The 16,480-nt window shown below is 56.8% G+C and carries 17 protein-coding genes and 1 other RNA gene; 7 read left to right on the top strand and 11 right to left on the bottom strand.

All coding sequences use genetic code 11. The annotated features are described in order from the left end of the window. Positions 1-18 precede the first annotated feature (18 nt). The 4 genes from HMPREF3142_RS05715 to HMPREF3142_RS05700 form a co-directional block, all read right to left on the bottom strand. Positions 19-1,221: a glycoside hydrolase family 53 protein gene (locus HMPREF3142_RS05715; RefSeq protein WP_042946830.1), complete on the bottom strand. Its 1,203-nt coding sequence runs from the start codon at positions 1,219-1,221 to the stop codon at positions 19-21. A 4-nt stretch (positions 1,222-1,225) separates the two neighbouring features. Then, the gene (locus HMPREF3142_RS05710; protein ID WP_004204761.1) at positions 1,226-2,077 is read right to left on the bottom strand and encodes a sugar ABC transporter permease; all 852 of its coding nucleotides are present in this window, start codon (positions 2,075-2,077) and stop codon (positions 1,226-1,228) included. Positions 2,078-2,087: 10 nt separating this feature from the next. Then, positions 2,088-3,395, bottom strand: coding sequence for a carbohydrate ABC transporter permease (locus tag HMPREF3142_RS05705; protein WP_008805425.1), 1,308 nt, complete (start codon positions 3,393-3,395; stop codon positions 2,088-2,090). A 62-nt stretch (positions 3,396-3,457) separates the two neighbouring features. Further along, the gene (locus HMPREF3142_RS05700) at positions 3,458-4,690 is read right to left on the bottom strand and encodes a maltodextrin ABC transporter substrate-binding protein (protein ID WP_012542673.1); all 1,233 of its coding nucleotides are present in this window, start codon (positions 4,688-4,690) and stop codon (positions 3,458-3,460) included. Positions 4,691-5,046: 356 nt separating this feature from the next. Here HMPREF3142_RS05700 and HMPREF3142_RS05695 point away from each other — a divergent pair, with 356 nt between their 5' ends. Both HMPREF3142_RS05695 and HMPREF3142_RS05690 read left to right on the top strand, forming a co-directional pair. After that, complete coding sequence (locus tag HMPREF3142_RS05695; RefSeq protein WP_008805423.1) at positions 5,047-6,156, top strand: ABC transporter ATP-binding protein; 1,110 nt, start codon at positions 5,047-5,049, stop codon at positions 6,154-6,156. Positions 6,157-6,389: 233 nt separating this feature from the next. Beyond that, a complete protein-coding gene (locus HMPREF3142_RS05690) occupies positions 6,390-7,949 on the top strand; it encodes an EAL domain-containing protein (RefSeq protein WP_032753766.1) in 1,560 nt (519 codons plus the stop codon). Between the two features lie 62 nt (positions 7,950-8,011). Here the strand turns inward: HMPREF3142_RS05690 and HMPREF3142_RS05685 are convergent, their stop codons facing one another. Continuing rightward, entirely contained in the window at positions 8,012-8,284 is a 273-nt protein-coding gene (locus HMPREF3142_RS05685) for a metal/formaldehyde-sensitive transcriptional repressor (protein ID WP_012542675.1), read from the bottom strand. A gap of 164 nt (positions 8,285-8,448) precedes the next feature. Here HMPREF3142_RS05685 and HMPREF3142_RS05680 point away from each other — a divergent pair, with 164 nt between their 5' ends. Further along, on the top strand, positions 8,449-9,312 hold the full coding sequence (locus HMPREF3142_RS05680) for a nickel/cobalt efflux protein RcnA (protein ID WP_070611745.1): 864 nt from the start codon (positions 8,449-8,451) through the stop codon (positions 9,310-9,312). 44 nt (positions 9,313-9,356) lie between these two features. Here the strand turns inward: HMPREF3142_RS05680 and HMPREF3142_RS05675 are convergent, their stop codons facing one another. Next, positions 9,357-9,971 (bottom strand): membrane protein YczE, encoded by a 615-nt coding sequence (locus HMPREF3142_RS05675; protein WP_008805419.1) that lies wholly within the window; start codon positions 9,969-9,971, stop codon positions 9,357-9,359. Between the two features lie 88 nt (positions 9,972-10,059). On the opposite strand from HMPREF3142_RS05675, the gene HMPREF3142_RS05670 reads away from it, so the two are divergent. Next, a complete protein-coding gene (locus tag HMPREF3142_RS05670; RefSeq protein WP_070611743.1) occupies positions 10,060-11,487 on the top strand; it encodes a MocR-like transcription factor YczR in 1,428 nt (475 codons plus the stop codon). A gap of 134 nt (positions 11,488-11,621) precedes the next feature. On the opposite strand, the gene HMPREF3142_RS05665 is transcribed toward HMPREF3142_RS05670, so the two are convergent. The 3 genes from HMPREF3142_RS05665 to ffs all read right to left on the bottom strand — a co-directional run bounded on the left by HMPREF3142_RS05665 (position 11,622) and on the right by ffs (position 12,497). Then, positions 11,622-11,837, bottom strand: a complete 216-nt coding sequence (locus HMPREF3142_RS05665; RefSeq protein WP_004142688.1) for a hypothetical protein — start codon at positions 11,835-11,837, stop codon at positions 11,622-11,624. After that, positions 11,834-12,091 carry a hypothetical protein gene (locus HMPREF3142_RS05660; RefSeq protein WP_002891977.1) on the bottom strand — a complete coding sequence of 86 codons (258 nt, stop codon included), beginning with the start codon at positions 12,089-12,091 and terminating at the stop codon, positions 11,834-11,836. The genes HMPREF3142_RS05665 and HMPREF3142_RS05660 overlap by 4 nt, the downstream gene beginning before the upstream one ends. 309 nt (positions 12,092-12,400) lie before the next feature. Next, positions 12,401-12,497: signal recognition particle sRNA small type (gene ffs, locus HMPREF3142_RS05655), an RNA gene on the bottom strand. A 241-nt stretch (positions 12,498-12,738) separates the two neighbouring features. Here ffs and HMPREF3142_RS05650 point away from each other — a divergent pair. Both HMPREF3142_RS05650 and HMPREF3142_RS05645 read left to right on the top strand, forming a co-directional pair. Continuing rightward, positions 12,739-13,146, top strand: coding sequence for a hypothetical protein (locus tag HMPREF3142_RS05650; protein ID WP_008805417.1), 408 nt, complete (start codon positions 12,739-12,741; stop codon positions 13,144-13,146). Between the two features lie 68 nt (positions 13,147-13,214). Beyond that, entirely contained in the window at positions 13,215-13,526 is a 312-nt protein-coding gene (locus tag HMPREF3142_RS05645) for an MGMT family protein (RefSeq protein WP_008805416.1), read from the top strand. A 37-nt stretch (positions 13,527-13,563) separates the two neighbouring features. Here the strand turns inward: HMPREF3142_RS05645 and HMPREF3142_RS05640 are convergent, their stop codons facing one another. Beyond that, positions 13,564-14,055, bottom strand: a complete 492-nt coding sequence (locus tag HMPREF3142_RS05640; protein ID WP_008805415.1) for a YbaY family lipoprotein — start codon at positions 14,053-14,055, stop codon at positions 13,564-13,566. A 221-nt stretch (positions 14,056-14,276) separates the two neighbouring features. Here HMPREF3142_RS05640 and tesB point away from each other — a divergent pair, with 221 nt between their 5' ends. Then, complete coding sequence (tesB, locus tag HMPREF3142_RS05635; RefSeq protein WP_070611741.1) at positions 14,277-15,140, top strand: acyl-CoA thioesterase II; 864 nt, start codon at positions 14,277-14,279, stop codon at positions 15,138-15,140. A 51-nt stretch (positions 15,141-15,191) separates the two neighbouring features. Here tesB and amtB read toward each other — a convergent pair whose 3' ends face one another. Beyond that, the gene (amtB, locus tag HMPREF3142_RS05630; RefSeq protein ID WP_012542680.1) at positions 15,192-16,478 is read right to left on the bottom strand and encodes an ammonium transporter AmtB; all 1,287 of its coding nucleotides are present in this window, start codon (positions 16,476-16,478) and stop codon (positions 15,192-15,194) included. Positions 16,479-16,480 lie beyond the last annotated feature (2 nt).

Here is a 16,480-nt window from a genome sequence, read left to right as displayed (position 1 = left end):
GAAAAAAACGACAAAAAATTAATTAAAAACTTTTACCGACGGCAATACTTTTCCCTGGCAATCAAATAGCGCCTGATTTTCACGTGCATTGCCTTCTTTCCACTCGTCGTGGATATATTTCATCCCCGCCGGGGTGGCCCAGGTATTTCCCGGCACGGCAATCCACGTGGGCTCCCAGTAAAAAATACCTTTGCCGCGCTGGTCGGGAACATCTATGACGGCCTGCATCAGATCGTGAATATAGTGATATTGCCCCTGCACGGTGGCGGGATAACCCCCGTCCTTTTCCTCTTTCGCCTGGAAACTATTTTCCGCGTTGTCGCAGTTGGCCAGGGTATAGGCATAGGCCGCCTCGACGACGATAACGTCTTTGTTATAGCGTTTGCTGATGTCATCCATATTGGCCTTCAGGGCGCTGATCGGCCCGTTCCAGTAGGTGTACATCGACAGACCGATCACGTCATACGGTACATGGCGCTTGTCAATCTCATCAAACCACCAGCGGAAGGTATCGTTCCTGGTCCCTTCGGCCAGATGCAGCATGATTTTCACTTGCTCGCCGTTACGTAGATTCTCCTTCAGGCCATCAATGGCCGCGTTCAGCAACCCGGCCAGCCGGTCGAACTCGCCGCCCCCCTGCCCCCAGCTTTTCCCTTCCGGCCACAGGATGCCGCCGTTGATCTCATTGCCGATCTGCACCATGTCCGGCAGGACGCCTGCCTGCTTAAAGCGGGCGATGGTATCGCGGGTATAGTCATGAATCGCCGTTTTCAGCTGCGGATAATCCATCTTTTCCCAGGCTTTCGGCTTGAACTGCTTGCCGGGATCGGTCCAGAAATCGCTGTAATGAAAATCGAGCAGCAGCTTCATCCCCTGGGCTTTCGCCCGTTTCGCGAGGGTCAGGGTGGTGGCCAGATCGTTATTTCCGCCGCCATAGCCCTCACCGCTCGCCGATTGCGGATCCACCCACAGACGGAGGCGAACATAGTTGACGCCGTTCTCTTTCAGAATCGCGATCGGATCCTTGCGCTGATTATTCTGGTCGTAGAACGTCGCCCCGTGCTTTTCGGCATCCAGCAGCGTGGAGATATCCGCGCCTTTGATAAAGTCCGCCGGCATGCCCTGAAACGCGCGGGTTTCAAGCGCGTCCGCGGCCAGAGAAGAGGTGGAGAAACTGCATGCCAGACAAACCGCAAGCCATGCGGGGGTGAATCTTTTCATGTGCTTATCCTTTAGTACTGCCCGAGGTCAGGCCGGAGACAAAGTATTTTTGTAACGCCAGGTAGAGGATCGCCACCGGTACGGCAATCAGCACCGCCCCCGCCGCGTAGGTGGTGTAACTGGCACCCATTTTTTGCGCCACCAGGTTATACAGACCGATAGGCAGCGTGTATTTATCCGGGGTACGCAGGATGGTGCTGGAGAGGATGAAATCGCCCAGCGGACCGGTGAAGGAGAACAGCGCCACCACCGCGAGGATCGGCCTCGACAACGGCATGATGATCTCGATAAAGATGCGAAAGCTGCTGGCGCCGTCCATGCGGGCGGACTCATCCAGATCTTTGGGGATCGCGTCGAGATACCCCTTCATCAGCCAGGTATTCATCGGGATCATCCCCCCGACGTAGATCAGCACCAGCGCCAGATGGCTATTAATCAGGCCAAGCAGTTGCGATAGCACAAAGATCGCAATCAGCGCGGAAAACTGCGGGATCATCTGCAGCAGCAGGAACAGCATCAGCCCGTTCTGCCGCCCTTTAAAGCGGAAGCGGGAGAAGGCGTAAGCGGTAAAGCTGACGCTAATCAGGGTCAGCACCATGGTCAGAAAGCTGATTTTCATCGAGTTCCAGTACCAGGTGAGGTAATTCACATTGCCATTGAACAGATCGGCATAGTGCTGGAACGACAGGTTTTCCGGAATGATCGAGGTACTGAGCAGGCTATTGCCGGCGTTCAGCGACGCCCCGACCGTCCAGACCAGCGGATAGATGATCACCACCGAGACCAGAATAACCACCAGCCAGGTGAGAGAGAGTCGGATCCACTTTTCGCGTTTAATACTGGGTGATTGAGCCATGTTGCTTCCCTTACGCCATGTCGTCATTTTTGAAGGATTTGGTGGCGCGGAACTGCCACAGCGCCAGGCCGACGACAAAGATCGACAGCAGGATCGTGATGGTCGCCGCGATGGCGTACTGCGACGAGGACATCGTCAGCTTATAGATCCACGACACCAGAATATCCGTCCCACCGGCGTTGGAGCCTGCCACCGCAGGACCGCCGTTGTTAAACAGATAAATGATGTTGAAGTTATTAAAGTTGAAGGTGTACTGAGTGATGATGATCGGCGCGATCGCGTACAGCACCAGCGGCAGAGTGATGGTGCGCAGACGGGTAAAGGCGCTGGCGCCGTCCATCGTCGCCGCTTCATACAGATCGTCCGGGATCGCCTGCAGCACGCCGGTGGTCATGGCAAAGACAAACGGGAAGCCAAGCCAGGTCTGCATCATGATCAGCGCCGTTTTAGTCCAGAACGGGTCGGTCAGCCATGCCTTCGGGCTGATACCGAAGAACGACAGGATCGCGTTGTTGATGACCCCGAATGAATCGTTGAACATACCGGCAAAGACGAGGATGGTGACAAACCCCGGCACCGCCCACGGCAAAATAAAGATGGTGCGGATCAGCGGCTTAAAGCGCAGATCTTTTTGATTCACCAGAATCGCCAGCAGCACGCCCACCGTACACTGCAGGGTGGTCGCCAGCAGCGTCCACACCACGGTCCACTGCAGCACATCCAGGAAGGTGGAGCGCCAGATAGAGAGGGTGAAAATATTGACGAAGTTTTTCAGCCCCACCCAGTCCACCAGCTTCGCCGGCGGCGTGTGGTACAGGTTGTAGTTGGTGAAGGCGATGGCGAAACCGAACAGAATGGGAAAGATCACCACAAACACCAGCAGAATAAAGCCCGGGGTGATCATCAGGTACGGGAAGCCGTCGCTCAGCAGCATCTGGTACTGCTTACGCACGCTGTTCAGGGCGATCCCCTCATCGCGTTTTTTGCCGTTCAGCCACGCATCCCGCAGCGAGAGAAAATAGATCAGCACGCCAAAGGCGACGATCAGCACACTGATAATCCCCTCCGCTAACAGGAAGATAGAGTTATCCCGCGGTACCTCTTCACCCAGGGTATATAACCCCCACAACCCCTCACGCAGGAAATCATAAAAAATCCCCAGAAAGCTGCTGAGCAGCACCAGGAAGACCAGCCCTTTCAGCCACTGGCGATGATAAAACTGACCGAAACCCGGCACGATTGCCAGCAGCAGGCCGCACCATGCATGGCGCCCGGGCCCGCGTGCGTCGCTAAAATTTTCGCTGGAATGGATGCTCACACTCGACTCCTTCTACAAACGGGAGGTCCCCCTCCCGCTCGGTGACTTCACGTGACGGTGAATTACTGATTGCTGGCCTGCATTGCTTCGATCTGCATCGTGATCTGTTTCACCGCGTTATCGAGCGCGGCCTGCGGCGCCTGCTTACCGGTGAGGCTCAGTTCAAGCGCGGCGTTGGCCGGCCCCCACACTTCCCCCATCTCCGGAATGCCCGGCATCGCCACCGCTCGCGCCGACTGGATGGCGACGGCACTGGCCTTTTGGTCGTTTTTAATCACCGGATCGTCAATCATCGCCTTCAGCGGCGGAATTTCGCCGGTGGCGACATAGCGGGCTTTCACATACTGCGGCTGGTTGATGAACTCGATAAACTGTTGCGCCAGCGCTTTGTCTTTACTCCAGGTCGATACCACATAGCCTTTGACGCCCAGGAAGGAGCTCATCGGCTTGCCGTCCGGCAGGGTCGGCAGGGGCGCCACGCCATAGTTAATGCCAGCGGCTTCATACGGCTGGAAGGCCCAGGGGCCGTTGATCACCGCCGCCGCTTTTTTCTCGGTAAACAGGGAATCGATGGCATTCAGCCCGTTATCGCCGAGGATCCCCGCTGGAAAGACCTTCTCGGCATAGAATTTTTTCAGGAAGGTGACGGCTTCGACGGCGCCGGGGGTATTGAGGCCCACTTGCTGCGGGTTAAAGCCACCGCTGTCGTTTTTAGCAAAGATATAGCCGCCCATCGGGCCAATCGCCCCCCAGCTGTAATAGATCTGGTCAAACTTGGCGAGCAGGCCGTATTTGTTCTGCTCGCGCTGGGTTTTCGAGTAGTCCAGCCAGGCCTGCAGGCTGTCCAGCGGCTTGTCGATCAGGTCCTTGTTGTAGATAAGCACCAGGGTTTCCACTGCTTTCGGGATCCCGTACAGCGCGTTGTCCATGCGGAAGGCATTGATGGAGGCTGGCGTAAAGGCATCCTGTTTCGCCTGATCGACACTGAGCGGCGAGAGTAGTCCCTGAACCACGGCGCCGCCGAGCTGGTCATTCGGGATCACCAGCACGTCCGGCCCAATGCCCGCCGGGCCGTCGAGGCGCAGCTTTTCCAGCTGCTGGGCATAAGGCATCTCCTGGAGATTGACCTTCACGTTGTACTGCTTTTCAAAATCGCTAACCGCGGTTTTGATGCCGGCGGATTTTTTAATGTCTTCCCAGACGTTGAGCTGCCCGGCGGCGTGCGCCTGCAGGCTGGTGAGTTGCCCCGCCGCCAGGGTGGTAAGGATCAGTGCAGCAAGCGTGTTCTTTTTCATTATCAACCTCATGTGAAGGTATAACAATTTAATGGTTTTTATTGGGCTTATCTCTGCCAGTCAGAAAAATAAATCACTTCAAACTGCCGAGTTATATGAGAAAAAGGTTCCAGCTCTCTTTTGTTATACGCTACCCGTAGATTGCTGACAAAACTACCATAAGCTGCCAGTTGTGTGATCATCCTTGCAGAAATGAAACGCCGCTGTATGGCGCTAAAACTGCGGAAGTTATAGTCAGGGCATGATTTTACTGCTGTTGAACATCGCCACGCTGATTTGTTACACGTAATACAATTCATGCTACACACAGCGACAAACCAACGGCCAACAACAGCTACTCACTTCGGGGAATGTGGATGTCCAATATACGACTGAGGAATGTCACCAAAAGGTTCGGCAGCACGGTGACGCTGCACCAGGTCAATCTCGATATTGAAGATGGCGAGTTTGCCGTTTTCGTCGGTCCTTCCGGCTGTGGAAAATCGACGCTGCTGCGCATGATTGCCGGTCTGGAAGAGGTCAGCGAGGGTGAAGTGCTGATCGGCGATGAGGTGATGAATGATGTCGTGCCCGCCCGCCGCGGCGTGGCGATGGTCTTCCAGTCCTATGCGCTCTACCCGCACATGACGGTGGCAGAGAACATGGGCTACGGGTTGAAGGTGAATAAAGTGCCGAAAACGGAGATCCGTCGCCAGGTGGAAATGGTGGCTAAAACGCTGCAGCTCTCGCACCTGCTGGATCGTAAACCGAAGCAGCTCTCTGGCGGCCAGCGGCAGCGCGTGGCCATTGGCCGGGCGATCGTGCGTAATCCCCGGGTGTTTATGTTCGATGAGCCGCTCTCTAACCTCGATGCGGAGCTGCGCGTCGATATGCGCCTGCATATTGCCCGTCTGCACCAGGAGCTGAAGACCACCATGGTGTATGTCACCCACGATCAGGTAGAGGCGATGACGCTGGCCGATAAAATCGTGGTCATGAACTACGGGAAGGTCGAACAAATGGGTTCGCCGATGGCGCTGTATTACAATCCGGTCAACAAATTCGTCGCCGGCTTTATCGGCTCGCCGAAGATGAACTTTTTGCCGGCCATCGTCAGCGACTGGCAGCCGGAACGCTTAACGGTCACCCTCGCGCAGGACCATCAGTTGGTCCTCAATATCGCTACCCAGCCGCTGAAGCCCGGCGCCGCGGTGACGCTGGGGATCCGGCCAGAGCATCTCACGCCCGACGTCACTACCGGTACCGTGGTGGAGTTTCAATGTGAAGTGGTGGAGCGTCTGGGTAACAATACCTATCTGTTCGGCCAGTGCTACGGCCACGATAACGTCAAGGTCCTGCTGCCCGGCGACGTCCATTTCCGCCCGTGGCAGAAAATAAATCTGGCCTTCGATGAGCGCTTCTGCATGGTATTTGATGAGAATGACCTGCGTATCAGCGCTGATATCCCGGCGCCGGATGCGCACTAGCTAACATATTGCTGTCATCTGCGCCGCGTATGCTGCGACTGAATGCCGGAACACACCCTGCCCGGCATTCACACCCTCATTTTTATTCTGCTGCATCGGAATCATCCTTCTCTCCCGGCATCGCAGCCTCTCGCGATGCCGGTTTTTTCGCGACCTCAGCTCACTTCTCTCGCTGCGCCTGATTTATCTTTCGCATATACTGATGACACCCGGCGAACGATAAGGACACAGGTATGAGGACCCGGCATCTGGTGGCGCTGTTTACAGGGGTGCTGATACTGGCCATCATCCTGCCCATCTCACTCAGCATCTGGCAGGCAGCGCGGCAGGCCAAGCTGCAGTTCTATCGTGAACTGGATGACTATTCCAACCGTATCGTCGTCCGCACGCTGCAGGTTGCCGATCAGGCCAGGGAAGCGCTACGTGAGGCCGACTCACACACCGCCGCCTCCTGTAGCCCTGAGCACCTGCTCACGCTCCGCCGCATCGCCTACACCCATCGCTACATTCAGGAAGTGCTCTGGCTGCGTGATTCCGTGCCGCAATGTTCCTCCCTGGAAGACCATAGCGTCGCGGTCACCTTTCCCCCGCCGGATCACATTGCCCCTGACGGCTATCGCACCTGGCTGACCTCAATAAACGATCTCGGCCTTAATCACCAGATGACGGCCATGGGCAGTCAACAGCATATGGTGATGATCGATCCCATCTCTTTTATCGATGTGGTTCCTGCCAGCGAGGAGAAGATCCATACCATGCTGTTTGGTTTGGATCACCTGAAAATGGTGATCAGCAGCCAACCGCTGCCGGATACGGTCTGGCAGCGTATTAAAGATCCACATGTTAATATGCTGACGCTGGATAACACGGTCTATCGGATCCAGCGCATTCCCGAGCTGGGCTCCGGCATCGTGACCTGGTCGTCGACGCTGCCGCTGCAGCAGCGTATTCGCCAGCAGCTAATCTTCTGGCTCCCTGTCGGCATCTTCACCAGCCTGCTTGCTACCTGGCTGCTGCTGCGCCTGCTGAGACACCTGCGATCACCACGCAACAGTATGCTGGACGCCCTCAACTCCGAAGCGATTCAGGTTTACTATCAGCCGATAATCTCGTTGCAGGATGGGAAAATCGCCGGGGCCGAGGCCCTGGCCCGCTGGCAGCAACCCGACGGCACCTTTTTATCGCCGGATATTTTTATTCCTCTGGCCGAGCAGACCGGGCTGATTACGCAGTTGACGGAAGATATCGTCAGGAAAATTTTTACCGATCTCGGTCCCTGGCTGCGGCAGCGGCCGGAAGTGCACATCTCCATCAACCTGTCGGTAGATGATTTACGCTCGCCCACCCTACCGACGTTGTTACACGATCAGCTGCAGCACTGGGGGATCGCCGCCGAACAGATCATCCTTGAAATCACCGAGCGCGGGTTTGTCGACCCGGAGACCACCATGCCGGTGATCGCTCACTACCGTCAGGCCGGGCATCGTATCTCGATTGATGACTTTGGCACCGGCTACTCCAGCCTGAGCTATCTGCAGAAACTGGACGTCGATACGCTGAAAATCGATAAATCTTTTGTCGATACCCTCGAGTACCGGCCGCTGACGCCGCACATTATTGAAATGGCCAAAGCGCTCAATCTGGCCACCGTCGCCGAAGGGGTGGAAACCGAAAGCCAGCGCGACTGGCTACGACAGCATGGCGTCCAGTACGCCCAGGGATGGCTGTACAGCAAGGCGCTGCCGAAAGAGAAGTTCATTCTGTGGGCGGAAAATAACCTGCATGCCCATTAAGCGACAGGAGCGTTGAGCGGAACGCCAGCCGGAGCGGCCTCTTGGCCGCCCGCGCCTGGGCGCTACTTCAGATAGGATTTAATGACCTGCATCACCGTTTCCAGATCCGCTTCACGCTGTGTCTCTTCAGGCTCTTTCACCACATGGTCGGTCAGATGCCCCTGAATAACCTGCAGCATCATACCGTTGACCGCGCCGCGAATCGCCGCCAGCTGCTGGAGTACCTCAGCGCACTCATGCTCGCGATTGAGCATTTTCTCTAACGCGGAACTCTGCCCCTGAATTTTTTTCAGTCGGGTCAGTAACATTTTTTTGTGTCGAACTGTATGTGACATTGCACGATCCACCGTTTCATTCTGTCCGTGATTACCGACCTTCATCATCAGTAACGCCTGCCAGCATAGCATGATCCCTTTTGTCAGCCGCTTTTTCTACTGGGGGGTAGTATTTTACTACTGGGGGGGAGTAGGATAAACGCACTTTTGGCAAGGATCCCGATATGAACGATTTCACTTCCCTTCTGCAGCAAGGTAATGCCTGGCTGTTTATTCCCAGCGCGATACTGCTCGGTGCCCTGCACGGCCTTGAACCGGGCCATTCAAAAACCATGATGGCCGCCTTTATCGTGGCGGTACGGGGAACGTTAAAACAGGCGGTGCTGCTGGGGCTGGCGGCGACGGTTTCCCATACGGCAGTGGTCTGGCTGATCGCCATGGCCGGCCTGTGGTTTGGCCGCGGCTGGAACGCGCAGACCTCCGAACCCTGGTTTCAACTGATCTCGGGGATAGCGATTGTACTGATTGCCTGCTGGATGCTCTGGCGCACCTGGCGCGAATCGCAGCCCCATACGCATCATGATCACCACCATGAACATGAGCATCACCATGAACATGAGCACCATCACGAACATGATCACCACCATGAACATGATCACCACCATGACCATCACCATGCGTCCTCATCCGCCGTGCCGCTGGTGGCGGAGGAGTGGCAGGACGCGCATCAGCGGGCTCATGCTCAGGAGATCAACCGGCGCTTTGATGGCCGCCAGGTGACGACCGGGCAGATCGTACTGTTTGGCCTGACCGGCGGGCTGATCCCCTGCCCGGCGTCCATTACTGTGCTGCTTATCTGTTTACAGCTGAAGAAATTCTCCCTTGGCGCCACGCTGGTGCTGGGTTTTAGCGTTGGTCTGGCGCTGACGCTGGTGGCTTGCGGGGCTATCGCCGCGCTGAGTCTTAAACAGGCCACCCGCCGCTGGCCCTGGCTTAATGATGTCTCGCGCAAGGCGCCCTGGTTCTCAGGTTTACTGATTATCGTGGTGGGGATCTACATGATGGTTCACGGCCTGAGCGGCCTGTAAGCGTCGGCTCGCCCTCTTGCGGATAGAGAGGGCGAGTCGTTAATTCAGGAGACTATCTCCTGCGGAGTGCTGACCGCTTTGCGGCTGACGGGCTGGCGAAACCACGGCAGGCACAGCTGGATCAGAGGCCCAATCGACAGCGCGTAAATCACGGTGCCGACGCCAAACTTACCGCCCAGCAGCCAGCCAATCACCAGCACAGTAAGCTCAATAGCCGTACGGATACCGCGTAATGACCAGCCGGTACGAGCGTGCAGACCAGTCATCAGGCCATCACGCGGCCCGGGGCCAAAGCCCGCGCCGATATACATCCCGGTGGCGATAGCATTCAGCACAATCGCCCCCACCAGCAGCACACTGCGAGCCACCAGCGACTCCAGCGGCGGCAGGACGGCCAGCGTGGCATCCGCCGCCAGCCCCAGCACGATGACGTTGCTCACCGTGCCGAGTCCCGGCATTTGCCGGATCGGGATCCACAGCAGCAGCACCGCCGCGCCGGTCAGGATAATCACCGTACCGAAACTGATACCCAGTTGTTTAGCCACCCCGAGATGGAAAACATCCCACGGATCGGCGCCAAGATTGGCATGCACGAAGAGCGCCGTGGACACGCCATAAAGCACCAGACCAATATATAACTGCAGCAGGCGACGAAGCATATTTTTTCCTCTACATCATTGCGAATGCCCTCATCATCAGCAAAAATGGACTGATAATTAATGGCCAGTTTTGGAAAAGTGGATCGCTATGTCAACCCGACGCTTTGGAACACAATCGCTGGTACGCCTGCTCGGCAACTGGCAGGAGTCCACTTCACGCACGCCGCTATGGCGTCAGCTAGCGGAAGCGCTCCGCCTGCTGATCCTCGACGGTCGCCTGACGCTGCAAACGCGCCTGCCAGGCGAGCGCGAGCTGGCGGCGGCGCTGAACGTCAGCCGGACGACCATCGCCAGCGCGCTCGGCCAGTTGCGGGAGGAGGGCTTTCTCTACAGCCGCCAGGGAAGCGGTTCGCGCATTGTTTTACCAGAACGCCCCGCCGACCTGCCGCCCCCTTCAGACATCCCCTCCACGCTGAATCTCTCTACTGCCGCCCTCAGCGCCGGGCCGGAAGTCCATCAGGCCTTCCAGCATGCCATGACGCTGCTGCCGCCTTACCTGGGCCAGACCGGCTACGATCAACAAGGGCTGCCAGTACTGCGGGAGGCGATTGCCCGTCGCTACAGCGAACGCGGTCTGCCGACGCGGCCCGATGAAGTGATGGTGGTCAACGGCGCCCTCAGCGCCTTCGCATTGATCCTCCGCCTGTTTACCGGCCCGGGTGACCGGGTGGTCATCGATGCCCCCACCTATCCGATGGCGATTAGCGCCATTCAGGGCGCCTCCTGCCGCCCGGTCGGCGTCGCGCTTCCACAGCAAGGATGGGACTGTGATGGACTCGCGGCGACTATTGCGCAGACCGCGCCGCGTCTGGCGTGGCTGATGCCGGATTTTCACAATCCCACCGGGCGCTGTATGGATGCTCCCACCCGCCAGCGGGTCGCGGACATCGCCGCCAGGACGCGGACGACGCTGGTGATCGACGAGACCATGGTTGATCTCTGGTATAACGCGCCACCGCCCCCGCCGCTGGCCTGCTTTAATCCCGATGCCGCGGTGATCACCATTGGCTCAGCCGGGAAAAGTTTCTGGGGGGGACTGCGCATCGGCTGGATCCGCGCCAGTACGCGAACCATCGCCTCCCTTATTCAGGCTCGCGATTCCCTGGATTTGGGTACGCCTCTGCTGGAGCAACTGGCCTGCAGCTGGCTGCTGGCCAATGCCGCCACGCTGCTACCGCCGCGGCGGGAAATGCTGAAGGCGCGCCGGGACATGTGCGAAACGTTAATGGCGGAATATTTTCCCCGCTGGCGATTTTCACCGCCGAAAGGTGGGCTCTCTTTTTGGGTGGAACTCCCTGACATGCTGGCCACGCTGTTCTCTGCGCGCGCGGAAAGTCAGGGGATCCATATCGGCACCGGCACGCGCTTTGGTCTTGAGGGAGCCTTTGATCGCTATTTGCGTCTGCCATTTACACTGCCAGACGAAGCATTGCGCCAGGCCTTCTCCACGCTACAACCGCTGTGGCAAAGCCTTGCAGAACAGAAGGAAAATACGCGTTTGCGGAAAATAATATAAGAAAATATCGACGGGCTGGCATCAGCCCGTCAAATGACCATCATCCATGAGGTATATGAGATGTTTTTATAAAATTGCCTGAGTATCCTGCCCTCTGGTTATGGCATCCCGGTGACAGAAATAAGGCAATTTCATTAATGCTGGCGCGGAATAGGAAACCCTTTCAGGGAAATAATAAAGCCATCTTCATCTTTTTTAATTTTAGCGCCGGTGTCACACCAGTCGGAGGCAATGCGAAAGAACTCATCACTACCGATATTCCAGTTCAGGCGCACGTGTTTTACGTATCCTGAGCGCAACATATCGCAGGCTTCGCTATAGTTGCTGGCTGTAGAGAATTGTTGTTTCATTTTTTCTTCTTCAGAAGTTTTCTTAATGCTTTGATTTCTTTAGGGGTTAATGGGGTCGCTTCCTCTTCGGTATGCTGGCTGTCAATGTCCTCTTCCGTCACCCCCGCCTCACCTGCTGACTCCTCCAGCTGAAAAGCCAGCTGCAGCAGCTTTTCCGTTGCCGTTCCCAGGTTCTCGTTATTCACTTCCGCATAATGACGCAGCTTCTCTTTTAACTCGGCGTCAATTTTTACATTCAAAACCACTGTGGTCATAGCTACGCTTCCCGTGCAATAAAATCATCATAATTAATACACGAAGTTAACATGCTGATCCAGAGATATATTTTATAGCATGGCTCTGGCAACAAATTCCCATCAATAAGATGCCTTTTATTTATGACATGCAAATGACATTAATATTTCAGTAGCATTTCAGATTTATGACAAGTAAATATTATGGAATAAAAACGGGTTGTTTTAGCAACAAAAAATAATATGTGATCCGTATCAGATATTAATTATAGCAGGGATAAAGACCGGACAAATACAAGGGAGATATCAGGAGGGCGAAATGGGTGGGGGCCCTGCCAGCTACATCCCGGCACACACGTCGTCTGCTCTGGCTGCTTCCTTCCGGACCTGACCTGGTAAACAGAGTAGCGTTGCGGGAGAACCAACAGAGCCCCCATTGAGAGCGTTAGTTACCCAACGCGCTGGCGCATTATCCCTGCTGACCTGGTGAATTGCAAGCTCACCCCGATCGCCTGCTGGTTTATTGCACAATACGCCAATAAAACCAACAACTCACGGCCAGGCTGTGAGATTGGGAGCACGCGCTCAGCACATTGCCGGGTTATCCACCATACTTAGCCCTCTTGCGTCACCTTTAATCATCAGCACCTTGTCTCGACGGTAATCGAATGACTGACTCATCACCACAGACCATCACTCTGCCTTTACCCGCTATTGAAGGGATGACCATCGCCTTTCATGGCGTGAACTATCTGCGCCCGGAAAAAATGCTCGACTTCGCGACCATCAGCCAGACCCCCGTGCGGGCGGTCACGCCGCTGGCGCTGCTCTATTCCACCGTCGGCGTGCTGCGCCAGGTGGAACTGCGCAAACTGCCCGTCTACATCAGCGGCCGGGTGGTGTACCCCATTTCGTCGCTGACCATGCCGGGCCTGCGCGCGAAACTGATCATTAACGCCACTTCGCAGCGGTTGAAATTTCTCGAGAGCCTCATCGCCAGTTCACCGTCTGACAATGTCCATGGCATGCAGATCCTCGGCCTGGCCCTGACCTTCACTGTCGAACAACCCGCCTGAACCGAGGCAGGCTGTACAGCCTGCGCCTCAGCGCTTATGCTGGCGTTTTCCGGTTAACAGGGCTGAACATGGATCCGCACGACACATTCCCCCAACGCGTCTGGCATATCGTGGCGTCGATACCGGAAGGCTATGTCGCCACCTACGGCGATGTCGCCCGCCTGGCCGGTTCACCGCGCGCCGCGCGCCAGGTAGGTGGCGTACTGAAGCGCCTGCCGGAAGGGTCAACCCTGCCCTGGCATCGGGTGGTCAATCGCCATGGCGATATCTCCCTCACCGGGCCCGATCTTCAGCGACAGCGCCAGGCGTTGCTGGCCGAAGGGGTTCAGGTCTCCGGCAGCGGCCATATCGATCTCCAGCATTATCGCTGGGTTTACTGAAGACAAAAAAAAGCCCCCGTCAGGGGGCTCGGCGAGCTTATTGCGCAACGGGGACGGCGGTCTGCGTGACCGGAACCAGCGTCAGGTCGGCATGCGTCCCCCCCTGGTTTATCACCGTCTGCACGGTATCGGTAATGAACATTAGCTGGCCGTTCACCGCGATCGCGGCACTCAGCAGAATACGGGCGTTCGGCTGAATGTCTGCCGGATTGTAAGGCAGGGCAAAGTTAAATGGCGCCTGTTTGCCTTCGGTACGCACCGCTTTTTGCGACAACACGCGGGCTGGCGCATCTGCCAGAGAAGCATCCGACAGGGTCACCGTCAGTACCGCATCCGGCGGTAAAGCGATTCTCTGGCGGATATTAATCGTCCCCGTAACGCTCGGCTGCTGCTGTGCCACGCTCAGCGTCGCGATGCCATAAGGGTCGGGCGCGGCTGCCTGAGTCGAAGAACTGGTAGAGTGGTGATTAGCACAGGCGGTTAGCGTCGCGGCGACGGCTAAGGCACTAAACATATAGGCAAATTTCATGATGTTCTCCTTATCATCCCTTAATACCCAGGAGGATGTTCCGCCGCTTCGCCGGCAGGAACTTTCGTGTCGTCAATAAGTGTGGCACAGATCTCAGATTTGTTCCTGTTACCCCCTCGTTATTCAGATTATTACACCCATCGGACCACTTGCGATTCCAGGTTATACTTTGCCACATCACGCGCACCGCGCTGCGCCGCTATCATTAATTGAGGATAAGTATGAGTCAGGCACTCTCTAACCTGCTGGCATTATTAGATCTGGAAAAAATTGAGGAAGGGTTATTCCGCGGACAGAGCGAAGACCTGGGATTGCGCCAGGTTTTTGGCGGCCAGGTGGTGGGCCAGGCGCTGTATGCGGCAAAAGAGACCGTGCCCGCTGAACGTCTGGTACATTCATTTCACAGCTACTTTCTGCGCCCCGGCGACAGCCAGAAACCGATCGTCTACGATGTGGAAGTACTGCGCGACGGCAACAGCTTTAGCGCCCGGCGAGTGGCCGCCATTCAGAACGGGAAGCCGATCTTCTATATGACCGCCTCCTTCCAGGCGCCAGAGCACGGCTATGAGCATCAGAAAGCGATGCCGCCGGCCCCCTCTCCTGACGGCCTGCACTCGGAAACCGATATCGCCCGCAAGCTGGCACACCTTCTGCCGCCGCAGGTAAAAGATAAATTCCTCTGTGATAAACCGCTGGAGATCCGCCCGGTCGAATTTCATAACCCGATGAAAGGCCATATTGCTGAACCGGTGCGCCAGGTGTGGCTGCGCGCCAATGGCGCCGTTCCCGACGATCTGCGCATTCATCAATATCTGCTGGGCTATGCCTCGGACTTTAATTTCCTGCCGGTGGCGCTGCAGCCGCACGGCGTCGGCTTCCTTGAGCCTGGCATGCAGGTCGCCACTATCGACCACTCAATGTGGTTCCACCGGCCGTTTAATATCAATGAATGGCTGTTATACAGCGTTGAAAGCACCTCGGCCTCCAGCGCCCGTGGCTTCGTCCGCGGCGAGTTCTACACTCAGGATGGAACGCTGGTGGCTTCAACGGTCCAGGAAGGGGTGATGCGTAACCGCAACGCATAAAAAAAGCCTCCCTGACGGGAGGCTTTTTGCTACAGGGAGAAGGGTTTTCTATCAGGCGTTGTAGGCGTTTTCGCCATGGCTGTTGACGTCCAGTCCTTCGCGCTCCTGCTCTTCTGGTACGCGCAGCCCCACGGTCATGTCCGCCACTTTGTAGCCAATGAAAGCGACAACGCCCGACCAGACGATGGTGATGGCGATACTCTCGAGTTGCACCAGCAGCTGATGGCCCATGGTGACGCCTTCTGCATAACCCACGCCGCCCAGAGAGGTGGCCGCGAAGATACCGGTCAGGATACAGCCGACGATGCCGCAGACGCCGTGGACGCCGAAGACGTCGCAAGGGTCATCAACCCGCAGCCAGCGTTTCAGCGCCGTTACGCCCCAGATGCCCGCCAGACCAGATGCGATACCCACAATCAACGCCCCACCGACACCGATATACCCACAGGCTGGTGTGACGCCAACCAGACCGGCAATCGCCCCGGAGCAGGCGCCCAGCAGTGAAGGTTTGCCGCGCAGAGCCCATTCACCAAAGGTCCACGCCAGGATGGCAGCCGCTGTGGCGACGACGGTGTTGACGAAAGCCAGTGCGGCAATTTCGTTCGCTGCGCTGGCGGAGCCGGCGTTGAAGCCGAACCAGCCCACGTAGAGGATGGCGGTTCCGGTGAACACCATCGGCAGATTGTGCGGTTTGAACGCTTCTTTGCCGAAGCCCACACGTTTGCCCATCATGTACGCCCCCACCAGCCCGGCAACCGCAGCGTTGATGTGTACAACGGTGCCGCCCGCGAAGTCCAGCGCGCCGTGGGTCGCCAGCAGACCGCCGCCCCAGACCATGTGCGCAATCGGAACATAAGAGAGCGTCATCCACACCACCACAAAAATCAGCACGGCGGAGAAACGAATACGCTCAGCCAGCGCCCCCACGATCAGCCCGACGGTGATACAGGCGAACGAGCCCTGGAAGGCCACGTGGATGTACTGATAGAAGGTGCCCATCAGCGCTTTCAGTTCAATATTTTTCAGCATCACCCAGTCAAAGCTACCGAAGAAGCTGCCGCCGGTGCCGAAGGCCAGGGTATAGCCATAAATCACCCACAGTACGCAGACCAGGCCAAAGGTCACAATCACCTGAGTCAGCATGGAAAGGACGTTTTTGCCGCGGATCAGGCCGCCGTAAAACAGCGCGATCCCCGGGATGGTCATAAACAGAACCAGCGCGGTGCAAATCATCATAAACGCGTTATCGGCTTTGTCCGCCACTGCGGGCGCGGCCATTGCCAGTCCCGGAAGAAGGGCTAATGCCCCCAGACCCGATTTCATTGTTGCCATTTTCATTG

It is taken from the genome of Klebsiella sp. HMSC16C06, from assembly GCF_001808325.1.
GTDB lineage: Bacteria > Pseudomonadota > Gammaproteobacteria > Enterobacterales > Enterobacteriaceae > Klebsiella > Klebsiella variicola.
This window is presented reverse-complemented; position numbering and strand designations above follow the sequence as displayed.